The sequence below is a fragment of the Halorubrum aethiopicum genome, from assembly GCF_001542905.1.
GTDB lineage: Archaea > Halobacteriota > Halobacteria > Halobacteriales > Haloferacaceae > Halorubrum > Halorubrum aethiopicum.
This window is the reverse complement of record NZ_LOAJ01000001.1, coordinates 149,921-167,190: the sequence shown is the minus strand read 5'-3', so window position 1 is coordinate 167,190 and position 17,270 is coordinate 149,921. Positions and strand designations below refer to the sequence as shown.

Annotated in this window: 18 protein-coding genes and 2 pseudogenes; 8 read left to right on the top strand and 12 right to left on the bottom strand. The window is 70.0% G+C overall.

Annotated features, from left to right (window positions below):
• Positions 1-20 precede the first annotated feature (20 nt).
• The 7 genes and pseudogenes from AXA68_RS00825 to AXA68_RS00795 all read right to left on the bottom strand — a co-directional run bounded on the left by AXA68_RS00825 (position 21) and on the right by AXA68_RS00795 (position 6,821).
• A complete protein-coding gene (locus AXA68_RS00825; protein WP_066411511.1) occupies positions 21-1,004 on the bottom strand; it encodes a replication factor C small subunit in 984 nt (327 codons plus the stop codon).
• Positions 1,005-1,069: 65 nt separating this feature from the next.
• Positions 1,070-2,011, bottom strand: coding sequence for a DUF5995 family protein (locus AXA68_RS00820; RefSeq protein ID WP_066411507.1), 942 nt, complete (start codon positions 2,009-2,011; stop codon positions 1,070-1,072).
• Between the two features lie 135 nt (positions 2,012-2,146).
• A complete protein-coding gene (locus AXA68_RS00815) occupies positions 2,147-2,389 on the bottom strand; it encodes a hypothetical protein (protein WP_198530002.1) in 243 nt (80 codons plus the stop codon).
• 109 nt (positions 2,390-2,498) lie between these two features.
• Positions 2,499-3,451, bottom strand: a pseudogene (locus tag AXA68_RS00810) (electron transfer flavoprotein subunit alpha/FixB family protein).
• Complete coding sequence (locus AXA68_RS00805; protein ID WP_066411504.1) at positions 3,451-4,239, bottom strand: electron transfer flavoprotein subunit beta/FixA family protein; 789 nt, start codon at positions 4,237-4,239, stop codon at positions 3,451-3,453. The pseudogene AXA68_RS00810 and the gene AXA68_RS00805 overlap by 1 nt, the downstream one beginning before the upstream one ends.
• Before the next feature lie 128 nt (positions 4,240-4,367).
• Entirely contained in the window at positions 4,368-5,756 is a 1,389-nt protein-coding gene (cofH, locus tag AXA68_RS00800) for a 7,8-didemethyl-8-hydroxy-5-deazariboflavin synthase subunit CofH (RefSeq protein WP_066411501.1), read from the bottom strand.
• Between the two features lie 102 nt (positions 5,757-5,858).
• Complete coding sequence (locus AXA68_RS00795) at positions 5,859-6,821, bottom strand: M48 family metallopeptidase (protein ID WP_066411500.1); 963 nt, start codon at positions 6,819-6,821, stop codon at positions 5,859-5,861.
• Positions 6,822-6,931: 110 nt separating this feature from the next.
• Between AXA68_RS00795 and AXA68_RS00790 the strand changes: the two genes are divergently transcribed.
• Together AXA68_RS00790 and AXA68_RS00785 are read left to right on the top strand one after the other, a co-directional pair.
• Positions 6,932-8,011: an aminopeptidase gene (locus tag AXA68_RS00790; protein WP_066411498.1), complete on the top strand. Its 1,080-nt coding sequence runs from the start codon at positions 6,932-6,934 to the stop codon at positions 8,009-8,011.
• A 111-nt stretch (positions 8,012-8,122) separates the two neighbouring features.
• Positions 8,123-8,389, top strand: a complete 267-nt coding sequence (locus AXA68_RS00785; RefSeq protein WP_066411496.1) for an amphi-Trp domain-containing protein — start codon at positions 8,123-8,125, stop codon at positions 8,387-8,389.
• A gap of 5 nt (positions 8,390-8,394) precedes the next feature.
• On the opposite strand, the gene AXA68_RS00780 is transcribed toward AXA68_RS00785, so the two are convergent.
• A complete protein-coding gene (locus AXA68_RS00780; protein ID WP_066411492.1) occupies positions 8,395-8,997 on the bottom strand; it encodes a response regulator in 603 nt (200 codons plus the stop codon).
• Between the two features lie 228 nt (positions 8,998-9,225).
• Between AXA68_RS00780 and pan2 the strand changes: the two genes are divergently transcribed.
• The 3 genes from pan2 to AXA68_RS00765 all read left to right on the top strand — a co-directional run bounded on the left by pan2 (position 9,226) and on the right by AXA68_RS00765 (position 12,057).
• The gene (pan2, locus tag AXA68_RS00775) at positions 9,226-10,449 is read left to right on the top strand and encodes a proteasome-activating nucleotidase Pan2 (protein WP_066411489.1); all 1,224 of its coding nucleotides are present in this window, start codon (positions 9,226-9,228) and stop codon (positions 10,447-10,449) included.
• Positions 10,450-10,956: 507 nt separating this feature from the next.
• A complete protein-coding gene (locus AXA68_RS00770; RefSeq protein WP_066411486.1) occupies positions 10,957-11,502 on the top strand; it encodes a pyruvoyl-dependent arginine decarboxylase in 546 nt (181 codons plus the stop codon).
• 177 nt (positions 11,503-11,679) lie between these two features.
• The gene (locus AXA68_RS00765; RefSeq protein ID WP_066411483.1) at positions 11,680-12,057 is read left to right on the top strand and encodes a DUF5811 family protein; all 378 of its coding nucleotides are present in this window, start codon (positions 11,680-11,682) and stop codon (positions 12,055-12,057) included.
• A 158-nt stretch (positions 12,058-12,215) separates the two neighbouring features.
• Here the strand turns inward: AXA68_RS00765 and AXA68_RS15810 are convergent.
• From AXA68_RS15810 to AXA68_RS00755, 3 genes and pseudogenes are all read right to left on the bottom strand, one after another.
• A pseudogene (locus AXA68_RS15810) lies at positions 12,216-12,761 on the bottom strand (LysE family translocator); the annotation flags it as partial.
• Between the two features lie 233 nt (positions 12,762-12,994).
• Positions 12,995-13,291: a chorismate mutase gene (locus AXA68_RS00760; RefSeq protein WP_066411480.1), complete on the bottom strand. Its 297-nt coding sequence runs from the start codon at positions 13,289-13,291 to the stop codon at positions 12,995-12,997.
• Positions 13,288-14,184: a shikimate kinase gene (locus AXA68_RS00755; RefSeq protein WP_066411477.1), complete on the bottom strand. Its 897-nt coding sequence runs from the start codon at positions 14,182-14,184 to the stop codon at positions 13,288-13,290. The genes AXA68_RS00760 and AXA68_RS00755 overlap by 4 nt, the downstream gene beginning before the upstream one ends.
• Positions 14,185-14,323: 139 nt before the next feature.
• Here AXA68_RS00755 and AXA68_RS00750 point away from each other — a divergent pair, with 139 nt between their 5' ends.
• Together AXA68_RS00750 and AXA68_RS00745 are read left to right on the top strand one after the other, a co-directional pair.
• A complete protein-coding gene (locus tag AXA68_RS00750) occupies positions 14,324-14,782 on the top strand; it encodes a DUF5796 family protein (RefSeq protein ID WP_066411475.1) in 459 nt (152 codons plus the stop codon).
• Between the two features lie 2 nt (positions 14,783-14,784).
• A complete protein-coding gene (locus AXA68_RS00745; RefSeq protein WP_066411472.1) occupies positions 14,785-15,024 on the top strand; it encodes a DUF7508 domain-containing protein in 240 nt (79 codons plus the stop codon).
• A 30-nt stretch (positions 15,025-15,054) separates the two neighbouring features.
• Here AXA68_RS00745 and AXA68_RS00740 read toward each other — a convergent pair whose 3' ends face one another.
• Positions 15,055-15,951: a DUF7260 family protein gene (locus tag AXA68_RS00740; RefSeq protein WP_080505124.1), complete on the bottom strand. Its 897-nt coding sequence runs from the start codon at positions 15,949-15,951 to the stop codon at positions 15,055-15,057.
• A gap of 246 nt (positions 15,952-16,197) precedes the next feature.
• Between AXA68_RS00740 and AXA68_RS00735 the strand changes: the two genes are divergently transcribed.
• Complete coding sequence (locus AXA68_RS00735) at positions 16,198-17,217, top strand: PstS family phosphate ABC transporter substrate-binding protein (RefSeq protein WP_066418280.1); 1,020 nt, start codon at positions 16,198-16,200, stop codon at positions 17,215-17,217.
• Positions 17,218-17,270 lie beyond the last annotated feature (53 nt).

The following is a 17,270-nucleotide window of genomic DNA, read 5'->3' as shown; positions in this document are numbered from 1 at the left end:
GTCGCTCCTCCGATTCACGCCTACTCCTCGCGCAGCGCCAGCGCCGCCAGCAGCGCCTCGAGTTGGACCTGCTCGTTCGCGCCCTCGGCGATCCGGTAGTCGGCCTCGCCGATCCGCTCCATCAGCCGGACGGCCTCGCGCTCGTGGAGGTCGAACTCCCACACCGAGCGGTGGAGCTGGTCTATCACGTCGCCGCCGGCCATCCCGGTGTCGGTGAGCAGGGTGTCGAGCGTCGCGCGCGCCTTGGTGAAATCGCCCGCCAGCGCGTCCGTCACCATCGACTCGATCTCCTCGGGGCGGGCGGTCGCCGTGATCGCGTACACCGCCTCCTCGTCGACCACCTCGCCGGTCGTCGCCGCGGCCTGAAGCGAGTTGATCGCCCGGCGCATGTCCCCGTCGGCGGCGTAGACGAGCGCCTCGACGCCGGCGTCGGTCACCTCGATCCCCTCGGCGGCGGCGATCTCGCGGGTCTGGGCGGCGACCGCCTCGTCGGACAGGGGCGAAAAGCGGAACACGGCACACCGCGACTGGATCGGGTCGATGATCTTCGAGGAGTAGTTACACGAGAGAATGAAGCGGGTGTTGTCGGAGAACTGCTCCATCGTCCGCCGGAGCGCCGATTGTGCGTCATCCGTGAGGCTGTCGGCCTCGTCGAGGAACACGATCCGGAAGTCGCCCCCGAACGACGACCGCGCGAACCCCTTGATCCGGTCGCGGACCACGTCGATGCCGCGCTGGTCGGAGGCGTTGAGCTCGAGGAAGTTCCCGCGCCAGTTGTCCTCGCTGTAGATCTCGCGGGCGATGGCGGTGGCGGCGGTGGTCTTCCCTACGCCGGCAGGACCGCTGAAAAGGAGGTGCGGCACGTCGTCCTGGTCGATGTAGCTCTGGAGCCGTTCGACGATCTCCTCCTGGCCGTGGACGTCCGATAGCGACTGCGGGCGGTACTTCTCGATCCAGATCTCGCGTCCCGTCGCGGTCGCCGCCGGCGAAGACCCCTCGCTCATACACGGATCGAGGGGTCGGCGGGGTGATAAACGAACCGAGAACCCGGCGGCGGGGGACCCCTCGCTCACTCGTCCGGCACCGGCGGGGGCAGCCGTCGCTCGAGTTCGTCGTGGAACGCGGTCAGCGTCAACACGTCGTCTTCGGCCTCCTTCAGCGCGCTGCGCGTCTCCGCGTCGATCCGCGGCGCGAGCACGAGCGCGGCGGCTCCGGTCGATGCGGTGTGCGTCCGCCAGCCGACGTACCGCTCGCCGAGCCACGCCGGCAGGTCGGCGAGCAGCACGGCGTTGCGCCACGCGAACTCCCGGCTGCCCTCCAGCCCGAGGAGCATCAGTCGGTCGTCGAGCGGGTCGAAAAGCGCCTCCGCAGCGGCGACGCCCGCGGCGTCGTACACCGCGACGAGCGCCTCCTGGACCGCCGCGACGAGGCGGGCGAGGACCGCGTTGATCCGGTCGTGGTCCGCCCGCTTTCGGCCGCGGTTCGGGTCGATCCCCACGTCTCGAAGCGTGTACGTGAGGTCGTAGGTGATGTGGGCGTTGATCCCCGAGAGGGCGTCTTGGAGGACGAGCCCCTCGCCGCGGACCGCGGCCGCGAACCCCAACAGCCACGCGCGCGGAAGCGCGTCGAACTCGCGGCGCTCGAAGGCGACGAGCGCCCGCCGATACCGCTCCGCGAACGCGACGAGGTACGCCTTGACCCACTCGTCGTCGGCGAAGAAGTTGGCCTCGATCGCGTCCCCGACCGCCCCCGTCATCCGGGCGTACACCGTGAGAAACACCGCGCGTCGGTCGTCGCGCTCGCGGAGGTACGCCTCCGCTCGGCGCAGCCGGTCCGCCACGTCCTCCACGGAGGCGAACGGTTCGGCGAGCAGATCGAGCAGCGTCGGATCCGGCTCCTCTCCGAGCGCCACGTCGACCGCCGCGACGTCCACGTCGGTTCCCCGTCGGTAGGCGGCGAACAGGGCCCTGAACTCGTCGGTCGTCGGAATCGTGGCGCGGATGGGAAGCATGTGGTGTGAGAGGTTGTGACGTGATAGCGGGGATCGTCTTCCGCTCCGGATACACGGCCGGACGCGAAAACGCTGGCGGCGGTGGCGGTGGTCGCGGCGGTCGTGGCGGTCACGGCTCCGGCCGCCGGTATCCCGTCAGAGCCGCTGGAGCTCGTAGGCGAACACCCAGATCCCCATCAACGCGCCGACCGGGACGACGACCTCGGCGACCTCCTCGGAGACCGGCAGTTCGGCGACGTCGACGAGGAGCCGCGTCGTCGTCGCGGCGAGCCGCGCGAACAGCTCGATCTCCTCTTGGATCGTGTTCGTCAGCACCGACCCGACGACGAGCGTCACCATCGCCGCGACCCCGTGGATCGTCCCCCGAACGTGTGGCATGTCCGAGGTATCACCGACGGGAAGTATAGGCGTTTCGTCGGGATCGGTGACCGGACGCGGTTCGCCGCGGACCGTCGATACGAGCCGTCGGATCCGCCCGCGCCGACCTCTACTCGAACTCGGCGATGAGTTCGGGGACGACGTCGAAGAGGTCGCCGACGATCCCGTAGTCGGCGATGTCGAAGATCGGCGCGTTCGGGTCGGTGTTGATCGCGACGATCGTGTCCGAGCCCTTCATGCCGGCGACGTGTTGGACGGCCCCGGAGATGCCGACCGCGATGTACACGTCGGGGGTGACGACCTTCCCGCTCTGGCCGACCTGCCGGTTCTTCGGGAGCCACCCGTTGTCGACGATCGGTCGCGAGGAGGAGAGGGTCGCGCCGAGCGCATCGGCGAGCTCCTCGACGAGCTCGAGGTTCTCCTCCTCGCCGATCCCGCGGCCGACGGAGACGAGCACGTCCGCGTCCGCGATGTCGACGTCCCCGCCGCCGACCTCCTCGAAGCCCTTGACGCGCGCGCCCGACTCGGGAGCCTCGACGTCGACCGATTCGACCTCGGCGTCGCCGACCCCCTCGGGGGGACGAACTCGCCGCCCCGGACCGTGAGACAGAAGCGGTCGCCCTCGACGGCGACGGTCGTCTCGACCTTCGAGCCGTACATCTCGCGGGTGACCGTCAGGCCGTCGTCGCCGCCGTATTCGAAGCCGAGCACGTCGGTGACGAGCGGGAGGTCCAGTCGCTCCGCGACCGCGGGCGCGTAGTCGAGGCCGTTGACGGAGTTGGGCGTGAGCACCGCGGTCGGGTCGATCTCCCCGACGAGCGTCTCGACGGCGGCCGCGTAGACGGTGTGGTCGAACTCCTCGCCGTTCTCGACGGCGTGGATCCGGTCGACGCCCGGCCGGTTCAGGTCGTCGGCGAACCGATCGACGTCGCCGGCGACGACCGCGACGTGGAGGTCGCCGCCGAGCGCGTCGGCGAGCTCCCGGCCGGCGGTGAGCAGTTCGAGCGAGACGTCGCGAAGCTCCCCGCGGCGGTGTTCGGAGACGACGAGCACGTCGCTCATTACGCGTCCACCCCCTTCTCCCGCAGGACCTCGGCAAGGCGACCCGCGGCCTCGCCGGCGTCGCCCTCGATGAGCTCCGCGTCCGAGTCGCTCTCGGGTTCGTACATCTCCGTCAGCGTCAGGGCGCTCTCGACGTCGGCGGGGGAGAGCCCGAGGTCGGCCAGATCCGTCGCGGCGATCTCCTTGCGCTGGGCCTGCCGGATCCCGCGGAGGCTGGCGTACCGCGGCTCGTTGAGCCCGGTCTGGACGGTCAACACGGCGGGGAGGTCGACCTCGGTCAGCTCCTCGATCCCGCCCTCCAGCTCCCGGTGGACGTTCGCGACGCCCGCGTCGGCGTCGAGTTCGAGGTCGTTGACGACCGCGGCGTGGTCGAAGCCGATGCGCTCCGCGAGCGCGACGCCGGTCGCGCCGAATGCGGTGTCGGCCGCCTGGACGCCGCTCAACACGAGATCCGGCTCCTCGTCGTCGACGACCGCCTCGAACACGTCGACCTTCGAGGAGACGTCGGCGAAGCTCCCCTCGAAGGCGTCGTCCCACACCCGGACGGCGCGGTCGGCACCCTTCGCGAGGGCCATCCGGATCGTCTCCTCGGCGCGCTCGGGGCCGATCGTGACGGCGACGACCTCGTCGGCGATCCCGGCCTCGGCGAGCTGGACGGCCGCCTCGACGGCGTAGTCGTCCCACTCGTTGAGGTCGTACTCGAGGTCCGACGCCGCGATGTCGGTCCCCTCGATCTCGAAGTCGTCGTCGGCCTCCCCGACCTCCTTCACGGTCACGAGGACTTTCATGAACGTTCCTCCGGCGGTCGTGGTGTAATGGTTTTCGGAACGCGTCCCGCCGCGACGCCGACGCTCGTCGGCGGAGGTCGGCGGTGGTTCGGGAAGCGGACGGAGACCGGCGGGGGTCCGTGAGCCGATCAGTCGTCCGCGCTCGCGGGGTCCCCGCCGCCTCCCGTCCCGTTCGGGAGCATCGGCGTCCCGTCGGCGCGGGGGCCGAGCCGCGGGCCGTGCGGGCCGTCGTCGGGGTCGATCCGCCGGCGCGTCCGGTAGTCCGTCGACCGCTCGACGGGGGTGCGACCGATCGCCGTGATCATCTCGACGTAGTCGTCGAACGAGCGGTACTCGCCGTACTCGCCGCCCGCGCGCTTCGTGATCTCCTCCGAGAGGATCGTCCCCATGAAGTCGTCCGCGCCGCAGTTGAGCAGTTTGAGCCCGTGGGCGTCGCCGGATTTTACCCACGACGCCTGGACGTGGTCGACGTTGTCTAAGAAGAGCCGGGCGACCGCGACGACCAGTTCGTCCTCGTCGCGGGAGGGGCCGGAGTCGACGACGCCCTGCCGGTACAGCGGGGTGTTCTGATGAATGAACGAGAGGGGCACGAACTCCGTGATCCCCCCGGTCCGGTCCTGGAGGTCGCGGATCACCTTCAGGTGTTCCGCGCGGTGTTCGACCGTCTCGACGTGGCCGTACATCATCGTCGAGGTGACGTCGAGGCCGGCCGCGGTCGCCCCCTCCATCGCGGCCACCCAGCCGTCGGTGCGGATCTTCCCCGGACAGATCACGTCGCGCACCTCGTCGACGAGTATCTCGGCGGCCGTGCCGGGCGCGGAGTCGAGCCCGGATGCGGCCAGCTCGCGGTAGACGGACTCGTAGCTCCAGTCGGTGCCGCGTCTCGCGTGGTACGCCTCCTCCGGGGTCATCGAGTGGAGGTGGACGCCGCCGACCGACATCGCGGCCATCTGCTCGAGGTAGGTTCCCGGGTCGGTCGCGTACGCCTTGGGCGGCCTGTAGTTCACCTCGCTCGCGGGGTCGTCGCGGGCGGCGAGGATCTCGTGGTGTTCGTCGTTCAGCGCGAACGCCGGGTGGAGCCCGGAGACGGAACACACCTCGTAGATCCCCATCGAGAGCGCGTCCTCGACGACCGCCCGCGACTCCGCCGGGGTCTTCGTGAACCCCGCGTGCTCGACGTCGCTCCCGGCCTCGAAGGCGTGTGCGGAGTCCTTGAAGTTACAGAACAGACAGCCCGTGTTACAGGCGGTGGTGACGTTGTTGTTGAGGTTGGCGACGAAGGTGACCTCGTCGCCGACCTCCTCGGCGCGGCGGCGGTCGGCCGCCTCCAGGACGGCCTCCTTGCGGACCGGGTCGATCCCGTCTCGGTCCGTGCCGGTCGCGAGCAGTTCCGTCGCGTCGTCGACGGAGAGCCGGATCCCGTCGCGGGCCTTCGCGAGGGCGTTCTCGAACGACTGGTCGGTCGCCGGATCGGCGAAGCCGAAGTCGTTCGGGTCCAGGTCGGGCTCCGTCGTCATCCCCCTACCGTCCCGGCCCCACGGATAAAAACGGGACGGTCACGGCACCAGGGGTCGGCGGAGCGGTCGCCGCCAGTCACGCTCTCGACCGCCGCAGCCCGCTCATCGAACCGGAACGCCGGTCCACCCCTCGCGACCCCGCCGGTCCGACTCCGCCTCGGCGCGTTCCCGAAGTCGCCGGATCCGGTCGGCGGTCGGCGGGTGCGTCGAGAGCCAGCGCTCGATCGGGTCGTCGGTGTCGCGGTGGGTCGACAGCGGCGCGAACGGCCAGGCGGGCTCCGTCGCGCGCTCGATCCGGCGGAGCGCGCGAGCGAGCGCGAGCGGGTCGCCGGTCACCGCCGCCGCCCGGTCGTCGGCCGCGAACTCCCGCCTTCGGGAGCGGGTGCGCGCGAGCAGCGTCGCGAGGACGAACCCGGCGACGAGTCCCCCGGCGAGGAGCCGATGGAGCCGCGCGAAGACCCCCGAGCGGTCGCCGGGTCGCCCGCGGATCCACGCCGACCCGCCCGCGAGCCCCGACAGCGCCAGCAGGGCGGGGAGCGACGCGAGCGTGACGAGGCCGACGGCGGTCCGCGCGAGGCCGTCGATCATCGCGGCCGCGAGCCCGTCCCGCGTCTCGAGGTGCGCGAGCTCGTGGGCGAGGATCCCCTCGAGCTCGGGCGGCGACAACAGCCGGAAGAGCGAGCGGTCGATCACGAGCGCGCCGCCGCCGGCCCCGCTGACCGCGAACGCGTTCGGGGCGCGGGCGTCCGCGACGTACAGCGTCGGCCGGTCGACGTCCATCCGGGAGACGAGCGCGTCGAGCCGGCGGTGGAGCTCCGGGGCGCGCGCCCGGGGGATCGGGTCGGCGTCGACGGCGTCGAGCAGCCGCGCCGTCCCGAACCGGTAGCTCAGGTACGCGGAGCCGAGCGCGGCGGCGGCGAGCAGGACGACCAGTTCGACGGTCCCCGGCCGGAGCGCCCAGAGCGCGCGGAGCGTTCGGAAGACGACGAGCGCCGCCGCGAGGTACCCCGCGAGGAGGAGGACGCCGACCGTCGCCGTCGCGAACCGGAAGGCGAGCCGGACCATGCGCTCGCTACGGGCCGCAGGGTCAAAACCCGTCGCGTCCCGACGGGAGAGGACGCGGTCCCCCGAGAGAGAAAGCGGGTTTAATCCCCTCGGGTGACAAGCGGATCGTCATGGACCCACGCGTACGCGAACACGCGGAGACGATCGCGAACCACTCGACCGGCATCGAGGCCGGCGACGACGTCGTCATCCAGCTGCCGGCCGAGGCGGAGGACCTCGCGGTCGCGCTCCACGAGGTCTGCGGGGACCGCGGGGCGAATCCGGTGTACCTCAACTACTCGAAGCGGGCGGACCGCGCGTTCAAACGCGCCGCCGACGGCTTCGAGGAGCCCGATCACCGGCGCGCGCTCTACGAGGAGACCGACGTGTTCGTGATCGCCCGCGGCGGGGCGAACGTCACGGAGGACGCCGACGTGGACCCCGAGACGAACGCCGCGTACAACCGCGCGCTGGAGGAGGTCAAGCGGACTCGCCTCTCGAAGACGTGGTGTCTCACGCAGTACCCGACGGCCGGACACGCCCAGCTCGCGGGGATGAGCACCGAGGCGTACGAGGACTTCGTGTGGGACGCGGTCTCGCTCGACTGGGAGGCCCAACGCGAGTTCCAGGCGGAGATGGCGGCGATCCTGACCGACGCCGACGAGGTCCGGATCCGCTCCGGCGAGGAGACCGACCTGACGCTCGACGTCTCCGGGAACTCCGCGCTCAACGACCACGGCGAGAAGAACCTCCCCGGCGGCGAGGTGTTCACGGCTCCCGTCCGCGACGGCGTCGACGGCGAGGTGTACTTCGACCTCCCGCTGTACCGGTACGGCCGCGAGATCGAGGGGGTCCGGCTGCGCTTCGAGGACGGCGAAGTCGTCTCGCACGCCGCCGAGCGCAACGAGGACCTACTCGCCGGGATCCTCGACACCGACGAGGGATCACGGCACCTCGGCGAGCTGGGGATCGGGATGAACCGCCAGATCGACCGGTTCACCTACAACATGCTGTTCGACGAGAAGATGGGCGACACCGTCCACATGGCGGTCGGCTCGGCGTACCCGGAGACCGTCGGTGAGGGGAACGAGGTAAACGAGTCGGCCGAACACGTCGACATGATCGTCGACATGAGCGAGGACTCCGTCATCGAGGTCGACGGCGAGGTCGTCCAGCGCGACGGCACGTTCGCCTTCGAGGACGACTTCTAACCCCGGTCGAGCCCTCGCGTTCCCGTCGACGGCGTTTCTCTGCGTTTCTGCCGGTGGTTTCTCTGCGTTTCCGTCGGTGACGTTATCCCCGGCGGTCGCGTACGGCCGCACATGCCCGAGGAAGTCCTCTTCGAGTCGGAGAGCCGTCGAAGCCGCGAGGAGATCGCCTCGTACCTTCGGACCGTCGCCGACTCGCTCGAGTCCGGCAACGCGATCACGCTGACGCACGGCGAGCAGTCGGTGACGATGGAGCCGCCGGCACGCCCCACTTTCGAGGTGAAAGCCGAGCGGGAGGGACCGGTCGACGGCCCCGGCGAGTTGAGCGTGGAGTTCGAACTCGAGTGGGACGAGGACGGCGGCGACCTCGAGATCGAGTAGCTCCCTCAGGGGACGTTCGTCGATATCTCGGCGAACGCGTCCTCCGCCGAGAGCCGGTCGAGCGTCTCGTCGACCTCCGCGCGGACCGCCTCCATCCGCTCGACGAGTTCGTCGTACTCCTCGGTGTTCGTCGCTCCGGAGGCCTCGAGCGCCGCCTTCTTCGAGGCGAGCGCGAAGAAGCGCTGGCTCCGCTCGTCGAAGGCGGCGCGCTCCAAGAGCACCTCGACGAGCGCGAGGAGGTCCTCGCGGGTGACGGGCTTGGTCTTGTAGTCGTCGAACGGCATGTCGACGATGTCGACGTCGGGCTCGACCGCGGTCAACATCGCCACCCGGGCGTCGTACCCCGCCCCCCGGATCTCGGAGAGCACCTCGTGGCCGGACAGGTCCGGCATCCGCCGGTCGAGGAGCACCACGTCGACCTCGTCGTCCATCTCCTCGAGCGCCTGCTCGCCGCTCGTGGCGATCCGAACGTCGTAGCGGCCGTCGAGGTAGACGCGGTACAGTTCGGCCAGGTCGGGCTCGTCGTCGACGGCGAGGACCGTCGGCGTCGCTCCGTCGGGAGGCGATCCGCTCGGGGACGATCCGTCAGGGGACGATCCGTCGGTCATGGTCGAACGGGCGCGTCGAGGCGCTCCGGCTCCGTGTCCGTCGACGCGGCGCGCTGGGGAACGGTTCGTCCACTCATGACCGACGGTACGGGCGGGAGCGGTATAAAACTCGGCGGCCGGGTCTCAACACGGATAATCGGAGTGCGCGCGGAAAACCCTCCCGACGCCGCCGTCGGTCCGCCGTGACCCAAAGGCACATTTACGCGCGTGCCGTACCGAGGCCAACGAATGTCCCATAGCCCCTCACTGCCGGACCGCCCCCGTCTCGAACTCGATCCGGAGATGAGCGAGGCGGAACGGCTCGAGGCGATCCGGCAACACTACCGGCGGATCGTCAACGTGAACGACGAACTCGAGGACCGCCTCGAGGACGCACAGGGACGCCGGGGCGACCTCAAGGCCGACGTCGACGAGCTGAAACGCGAGAACGAGGTGTTGAAGACGTCCTCCCTGTACATCGCCTCCGTCGAGGAGATCACGGAGGACGGCGTCGTCATCAAACAGCACGGCAACAACCAGGAGGTGCTGACGCAGGCGGCGACCCGGCTGGACGCCGACCTCCGTCCCGGCGACCGCGTCGCGATCAACGACTCCTTTGCGATCCAGCAGACCCTCGACGACGAGACCGACTCCCGCGCGCAGGCGATGGAGGTCACGGCGTCGCCCGACGTCGAGTACGCCGACATCGGCGGGATCGACGAGCAGATCCGTGAGGTGCGCGAGGCCGTCGAGGACCCCCTCGAGAACCCCGAGCAGTTCGAGACGGTCGGCGTCGAGCCGCCGAGCGGCGTGCTGCTTCACGGCCCGCCGGGGACCGGCAAGACGATGCTGGCGAAGGCGGTCGCCAACGAATCGGACGCGACGTTCATCAAGATGGCCGGCTCGGAACTGGTCCGTAAGTTCATCGGCGAGGGCTCCCGGCTCGTCCGCGACCTCTTCGAGCTGGCCGCCGAGCGCGAGCCCGCGGTGATCTTCATCGACGAGATCGACGCGGTCGCCTCGAAGCGGACGGACTCGAAGACCTCCGGCGACGCCGAGGTCCAGCGCACGATGATGCAGTTGCTCTCGGAGATGGACGGCTTCGACGAGCGCGGGGAGATCCGCATCATCGCCGCCACCAACCGCTTCGACATGCTCGACGAGGCGATCCTGCGTCCCGGCCGCTTCGACCGCCTCATCGAGGTGCCGGAGCCCGACGCCGAGGGTCGCGAGCGCATCCTCGAGATCCACTCCGAGGAGATGAACGTCGCCGACGACGTCGACGTGAGCGCGGTCGCGGCGGACCTGGAGGGGTACAGCGGCGCGGACATCGCCTCGCTCGCGACCGAGGCGGGGATGTTCGCGATCCGCGACGACCGCACCGAGGTGCTCCAGGAGGACTTCGAGCGGGCCCGGGAGAAGCTCCAGGACGTCGAGGGAACCGACGAGCAGGTCATCCACTACCAGTACTGAGCGTCGAGCGATCTCCGGGTGGGCCGTTTTCGAGGCACCAGCCGTTCGTTCGTGTGTAGTCGCTGTCGTCAGCGCGGGAAGCACCTCTAAAGCCCAGTCGCTCGGCTGTACGTTGCTGAAAACACGATCGGAGAGGACATCTCCAAAGCCCCAGTCGCGAGGGCCTCCGAAAGACGTTCCTGCTCGCTTCGCTGCGCGGGCTGCGACTTTCGTGGTCCCGCTCGCTCACGCTCGCGGGACTCGCGCGGCTCGCTGCGCTCCTCGCTCGTTCGCTTCGCTCACTCGCTCCGGTGCTTACGTCGCCGTGCTTCGCCCTCGCGACTGCCCCTTTGAGTCCCACCCGCCCCGCACAGCCCCGCACCTCACGCCTCCCCAGCCTCGCGGTTCGCGCTCTCCGAGCGCTCACCGCGTCCCTCGCGTTCTGCTCGCGCCCTCTCGGGCGCTCGCAGGCGCGCCACCGCACACGGTTCGTAACCCCTTAGCGCCCGCGTCGTCGATTTCGGTCCGATGAACACCATCCACGTCGCCGGCGGCGTCGGCGTCGCCGACACGGCGATGGCCTCCTATGACGCCGCGCTCGCGGACGCGAACCTCCACAACTACAACCTCGTCGCCGTCTCCTCCGTGATCCCCGCCGAGGCGACCGTGAAACGGGTGGCGGCGGCTCCGGATCTGGGCCCCCCGGGGAACGCCCTCACCGTCGTGGAGGCGCGCCGGACGGTCGGGCCGGGCGACGAGGTGGACTTCCGCGAGGGCGGACGCGCCGGCGCGGAGGACGCGGCCGACAAGCGCGCCCCCCGACGACGGCCGGACGTCGCCGCCGGCCTCGGCTGGGCGACCGGTCCGGGACCGGGGATCTTCTACGAGGTGACCGGCGAGGACCCCGAGGCGGTTCGCGACCGGATCCACGCCGGCCTGGACGACGGCATCGCGCTCCGCGACTGGACGTTCACCGACCGGGAGACCCACGTCGAGACCGCGCCGGCCGAGCCCGACCGATACACCACCGCGGTCGCCGTCGCGGCGTACGGCGAGTCGGAGCCGATCCTCTGAGCGGCCACGAGGCCCGGTCGGCGGCCGTCCCCGTCCCCGTCCCCTCCCCGGCCGGGGACGACGTCGTCGACGCCGACGCGCTCTCCGTGATCCGAGCGTGCCGTGACGGGGATCGGCTCGGCGAGCGCCGCTGCCGACGCCTTTTTGAGTCGGGTCCGCGTACACCGGGTGTCTTCGATGAACGGCAACAACCCGTACGCCGGACCGCCGGGCGTCACCGACGCGGGCGAGCCCGCGCCGGTCGACCTCTCCCCGGAACAGGAACGGCGACTCAGGCGGACGGTGGCCGGGATCGTCTCCCGCACCGAATCGTATCTCCCGGACGGCTACGCGGTCGGGTCGGAGCTCTCCGTCGGAAGCGACGGCCCCCAGGCGACCGTCGCCGTCAATCCCCCGGCCGGCCACCCCGTCACCGCCGGGTTCACGCCGGACCTCGACGAGCTCGAGGCCGGCATCGCCGACTCCGACGCCGACGAGGTCGCCCGCGGGCTGGCCGCCAGCGCCGCGATCCAGGTCATGGACGCCGTCGGCGACGTGACGCCGACCGCGAAGTGATCGCGAAGTGATCGCGAAGCGACCGCCCGGACGCCCTCAATGGGCAAAACAAGGACGACTGTAGCGGTTCGAGCGTCCGGCCGTCGGAACGCCGACGCCGCCCCGCGTGCGAACGGTATCCGGAGCGCGAGTGGTGTTAGAGAGCCCCGGATAGCGAGTAACCCGAACCCGACGATGACTGCCCCCGCCAGTTGGTTCACTCGACGCATGATCGAGCGCGTGAACCGTGAACGGAACAGGCTCACACCGGCACTCAGGGCGAGCCACCAGAGCACCGAACCGAGGAAGACACCGCCGACCAACACGGCGGCGTCGGAGTAGTCCCCTGACACGCCGACTTCCAGTCCCGTGAAGATGCCGACGAAGGCGATGATGGTCACCGGGTTAGTTATCGTCAGCAGGAACGTCGAACCGTAGTCCCTGCCGAGTCCCCGTACGTCCGAGGTGGACACTGCCGTCTCCGCCGGCTCGGCACGGAACGATCGTATACCGAGATACAACAGAAGGAGCCCGCCTCCGATCCGAATACCTGTTCGGTAGTCGAGCAGGAGCGACGACAGCGCCGTGATTCCGAACCCTGCCATCGATCCGTACACGGCGTCCGCAGACGCGGCTCCGAGTCCACTGGCGAAGCCCGAGAGTCGGCCCTTAGAAAGCGTTCGCTGGATGCACAGGACTCCGATCGGGCCGACGGGGGCCGCGATCGAGAATCCCAGAACGATGCCCCGAATCAGGATGCCGATTGTCGCTGTCGTTAATACGCATCACCTCGCAGATGCTCGGAGGTCGTTCTCGTGTAAATACGTTCCGGGAGCGTGTCATACGCTACACACTGTCACGTTGCTCCGTTCTGGTAGATAACATCCGTCGTATCTCTATCTGAACCTCTCTTCTCGCACTCGCGAGGGAACTGATCGGCTACAGGAGTCGCCTCCGCTCAGCGGCTTTCTCTCTGCTCGGCCTTGTTCAACTCGATCAGGAGCCGGAAGATCGCCTTCACGAGGTTCACGTCGACGTCGAACTGCTCGGCGTTCTCCCCGGCCCGCTCCATCACGCGGGCCTCCTGTGACTCGTCCGTCGTCGGGAGGTCCCGCTTCTCTTTCACCTGCGCGACCGTGTCGGCGACGTACGTCCGGCGGGCGATCAGTTCGACGATCTCGTGGTCGATGTCCTCGATCTCCCGGCGGAGTTCGTCGAGGCTCATCTCTTCGGGGTCGGATGTGTCAGTGCTCATGGTGAATCACCGGTGTACGCGCCGTCGTTTCGCGTCGTCGTCCGCCGCAGCGTACCTGGGCGATCGGCCCACAGGTCCGCGAGGGAAGCGAGGTCGGCGTCGGGGTCGGCCGCGTCCGCGACGGCGACGACGCTCGGCCCGGTTCCCGAGAGCGACACCCCCGACGCGCGGGGCATCGCCTCGACGGCGGGGTCCGTGTCGAAGCCGAGCGCGGCCGAGAAGGCGAGCCCGTTGACGGTCATCGCCTCCGCGTAGCGCCCCTCCTCGGCGAGGTCGGCGACGAGGTCGGCCATCGGCGCGACGGCTCCGCAGCGCTCGACGTCGGCGTCGGCGCTGTAGGCCCGCTCGGGGGGCGACCAGACGAGGGCGTCCCAGTCGACCGGGTCGCGGGCGCGGAGGCGGTCCTCGCCGTTGTCGGTGAGACAGACGCCGCCCAGCATCGAGGCGGTCGCGTCGTCGAACGCGCCGGTGACGGTGACGCCGGCCTCGCGGGCCGCGCGGACGCCCAGCCGACACGCCTCGAGTCGGGTGACCTCGACCGCGTCGTCGGCGTCGCCCACGGCCAGCCCGAGCGCGTCGCAGGTCGCGAGAACGGCCGCGTTGGCGGCCGCGCTGGAGCTCTTGAGCCCCGCCGCCAGCGGCACGTCGCTGTCGGTCCGGACGACGCCGCCCTCGCCGTCGCCCCACCGCTCCGTCGCGAGCGCGACGCAGTGCTCGATGAGCGCCGTGTCGCCGTCGGGGTCCTCCGCGATGGTCCCCTCGACGGCGTCGGATTCGGGCTCGAGTTCGACCGTCGCGCGCGTCTCGACGTCGAGCCCGAAGGCCGCACCCGTCCCCGTCGCCAGGGCGTTCAACACGGTCCCCGCGCCGAGCGCGGCCGCCCGTCCCTCCATACACGCACTCGCGACGAGGGTCCCCAAAGGGTTAGCGGTCGCGGCGAGGCTGTCGAGGGCGTCGACACGGCGCCGCGGCGACTCCTCCCCGGCCCCCGCGAGCGCGGTCCTTTTCACCTCGGCGGCCGGAGCGACCGACATGTCCGCATCCGCACCCGGCGACGTCCCGCCGACCTCGATCGGCGTCGACCTCCGCGAGGAGGGCGTCGTCGTCGAGTACCTCGACGGCCGAACCACGCTGTACCGCGGCGTTCCCGACTCCGTGGAGGGGACGGTCACCGCGGGACCGGGCAAGGAGACGCACGTGCTCGTCACCGACCCGACCGAGACGGAGGGGGTGATGACGTATGTGAACGACTACAACACCGGCGAGGAGATCCTTCGCGACTCGGGCGTCGGCCGCGTCGTGGTCGAGTCCGGCGAGACCGACGAGGTGTTCCCCGGCGTGATCGTCGGCCGCGACGGGCAGCGCAACCGGGTGACGGCCGACCCCGAGGTCGCGGGCGGCCGCGTGTTCGTCTTCGTCGAGGACGGCTGGACCGAGGAGAGCTACGAGATCGTTTCCGGCCCCGAGGAGGGGCTCGACGCCCACCGCTGACGATGAGCCTCGCGAAACCTTGGCGCGACCTCGACCGGTCGACCGTCGGGAGCGCCCCGAACCGGTACGGGCTCTACGAGCTCGGCGACGACGGAAAGGAGACGGTGGGGTTCGGAACGGGCGTCCTCCGCGACGAGCTGAAGGAGGCGCTCGCCTACGGCGACGCGACCCGCGTCCGGTGGGTGGTCGCCGACTCGGAGGCGCACGCCGAGCGGCTCCTCGCCGAGCACGTCGAGGAGTGAAGCGAGCGGCGAGGGCGGTCCGCCGCCGGGTCAGTCGCCCCCAACCGAGTCGTTCCCGCTCGGCGAGCCGGCGTAGATCATCGCCCGCTCCACGTCCGTCCGGACCGACTCGATCCGTTCGCCCACCTCCGCGACGGCGGCGAGGACCGGATACGTGACCGGGAGGTCCCGATAGAGGTACGTCCGTACGTCCGTGCCCGCATCGCCGACGTTGAACCGTCGCTCCCCACCGAGGGGCTCTCCCTGTCGGCGCGCCGCCACCTCGTCGCACTTCTCTGCGAGGACGTTCAGCCGCGCGCGGTACGCGTCGAGCGCGCCGAACCGCTCGGCGTCGAACTCCCGCCGCGAGAACCGCCCGACCTCCTCCGCGATCGGCGAGAGGTCCTCGAGCGCGCGAGAGACCGACGACGACTCGGATTCGACGATCTCGACGAGCTCCTCCCGCCGGTCTATCGCCTCCGTCGTCCCCGCCAGCAGCGACGACCGGGACCGCTCGCGGAGCGTCGGCTCGCGGGTGAGCGCGACCGCGAGCTCCGGGCCGAACTCCTCCGCGAGGCTGCGCTCGTAGGTGTCGTTGTACTCCTCCTCGTAGTGCGGGACCGACATCACCGTCTCCGCGTAGGCGTTCCGGACTGCGACGAGCCCGGGACCGGTGCTCCCCGTCGCGCCCCGGATCCGCGACGGAGCCGAGACCGCGGTCGACGCCGTCCCCGCTCCCGCGGCGGGCCCCGTTCCCGTCCTCGGCGTCGCCTCCGCGGGGATCCGCCGGACGCGCGACCGGAACACCTCGAAGGCCTCCCGTTCGTCGGCGGTTCGTCGACGCTCGACGCGGAGGGCGTCGAGGGCGCGCCGCGGGGCCGAGTCGACGCTACGTAGTCCCTCCTCGACGCCGGGGTCGGATCCGTTCGCGGGGTCGGTCGTCGCCATGTCTCTCGGAATACGTTGATCCGACATAACCGATTATATGTGCCGTACGTCGTCCGGTAGAGGGGCTCATATGACTATATATCGGCTCTCGTCGTCGGCTGCTGAGAAGCCATACGCCGATCCTCGTGGGTTCGGCGAACGAATCTATATAGCACTACTATCGATATATAGCACTATCGTCCACTACACCCCGTCGTATATTCCTCATAGCATGGTATTTACGTGGTCTTCGTCCACGATCCGGTGATGGCACCCAGCCAGAACCTGGACGCGGAGGGAATCACGCGGCGGCAATCGCTCGCGGCGCTCGCCGGCGCCGGCGCGCTCGGTCTCGCGGGCTGTACGCAGAGCACGGGCGGCGGCTCCGGCGACGACGATTCAGGCGACGGCTCCGGCGACGACTCGCTTTCCGGTTCGATCAACATCGCCGGCTCGAGCACCGTGTTCCCGCTGATGAGCGCGATCGCGGAGGACTTCGCGGAGGACTACCCGGACGTCTCCATCGACATCAGTTCCACCGGGTCGGGCGGCGGGTTCTCGAACTTCTTCTGTGTCGGCGAGACCGACTTCAACAACGCGAGCCGGCCGATCCAGCCGGCGGAGGAGGAACTGTGTGCGGACAACGGCGTCGAGTACGTCGAGCTGATCGCGGCGACGGACGCGCTCACGGTCGTCGTCAACCCCGAGGCCGACTGGATCGACTCGCTCACCGTCGAGGAGCTCGCGACGATCTGGGAGTCGGACGCGGTCGAGACCTGGGACGAGGTCCGCGACGAGTTCCCCAACGAGGAGATAGAGCGGTACGGCGCGGCCGACACCTCCGGCACCTACGACTACTTCATCGAGGCCGTCCTCGAGGAACGCGGCCACACCAGCGACTATCAGGCCACCGAGCAGGACAACACGATCGCACAGGGGGTCTCGGGCAGCGAGTACGCGATCGGCTACTTCGGCTTCGCGTACTACTTCCAGAACCCCGACCAGCTCAAGGCGCTCGGCATCGACTCCGGCGACGGCCCCGTCGAGCCGAGCCTCGAGACGGCCGCCAGCGGCGAATACACCCCGCTCTCCCGGCCGCTCTTCACCTACCCCTCGATCGAGTCGCTCGGCAACGAACACGTCGCGGAGTTCGCCCGCTACTTCGTGAGCCAGACGACGAACGAGGACCTCGTCGCCGGCGACGTGGGGTACGTCCCCGCGACCGAGGAGACCCAGGAGGAGCAGATGCAGAAGCTCGAGGACGCCATCGAGCAGGCACAGGAGTAACTCCCCGCGATGAACCGGTGTATTGATTTACGACAGCGTGCGATACCCGACCG

Bases quoted from the DNA above. Each gene is read 5' to 3' on its own strand.
- AXA68_RS00825 (WP_066411511.1), bottom strand. From the start codon at position 1,004: ATGAGCGAGGGGTCTTCGCCGGCGGCGACCGCGACGGGACGCGAGATC.
- AXA68_RS00820 (WP_066411507.1), bottom strand. From the start codon at position 2,011: ATGCTTCCCATCCGCGCCACGATTCCGACGACCGACGAGTTCAGGGCC.
- AXA68_RS00815 (WP_198530002.1), bottom strand. From the start codon at position 2,389: ATGCCACACGTTCGGGGGACGATCCACGGGGTCGCGGCGATGGTGACG.
- AXA68_RS00805 (WP_066411504.1), bottom strand. From the start codon at position 4,239: ATGAAAGTCCTCGTGACCGTGAAGGAGGTCGGGGAGGCCGACGACGAC.
- cofH (WP_066411501.1), bottom strand. From the start codon at position 5,756: ATGACGACGGAGCCCGACCTGGACCCGAACGACTTCGGCTTCGCCGAT.
- AXA68_RS00795 (WP_066411500.1), bottom strand. From the start codon at position 6,821: ATGGTCCGGCTCGCCTTCCGGTTCGCGACGGCGACGGTCGGCGTCCTC.
- AXA68_RS00790 (WP_066411498.1), top strand. From the start codon at position 6,932: ATGGACCCACGCGTACGCGAACACGCGGAGACGATCGCGAACCACTCG.
- AXA68_RS00785 (WP_066411496.1), top strand. From the start codon at position 8,123: ATGCCCGAGGAAGTCCTCTTCGAGTCGGAGAGCCGTCGAAGCCGCGAG.
- AXA68_RS00780 (WP_066411492.1), bottom strand. From the start codon at position 8,997: ATGACCGACGGATCGTCCCCTGACGGATCGTCCCCGAGCGGATCGCCT.
- pan2 (WP_066411489.1), top strand. From the start codon at position 9,226: ATGTCCCATAGCCCCTCACTGCCGGACCGCCCCCGTCTCGAACTCGAT.
- AXA68_RS00770 (WP_066411486.1), top strand. From the start codon at position 10,957: ATGAACACCATCCACGTCGCCGGCGGCGTCGGCGTCGCCGACACGGCG.
- AXA68_RS00765 (WP_066411483.1), top strand. From the start codon at position 11,680: ATGAACGGCAACAACCCGTACGCCGGACCGCCGGGCGTCACCGACGCG.
- AXA68_RS00760 (WP_066411480.1), bottom strand. From the start codon at position 13,291: ATGAGCACTGACACATCCGACCCCGAAGAGATGAGCCTCGACGAACTC.
- AXA68_RS00755 (WP_066411477.1), bottom strand. From the start codon at position 14,184: ATGGAGGGACGGGCGGCCGCGCTCGGCGCGGGGACCGTGTTGAACGCC.
- AXA68_RS00750 (WP_066411475.1), top strand. From the start codon at position 14,324: ATGTCCGCATCCGCACCCGGCGACGTCCCGCCGACCTCGATCGGCGTC.
- AXA68_RS00745 (WP_066411472.1), top strand. From the start codon at position 14,785: ATGAGCCTCGCGAAACCTTGGCGCGACCTCGACCGGTCGACCGTCGGG.
- AXA68_RS00740 (WP_080505124.1), bottom strand. From the start codon at position 15,951: ATGGCGACGACCGACCCCGCGAACGGATCCGACCCCGGCGTCGAGGAG.
- AXA68_RS00735 (WP_066418280.1), top strand. From the start codon at position 16,198: ATGGCACCCAGCCAGAACCTGGACGCGGAGGGAATCACGCGGCGGCAA.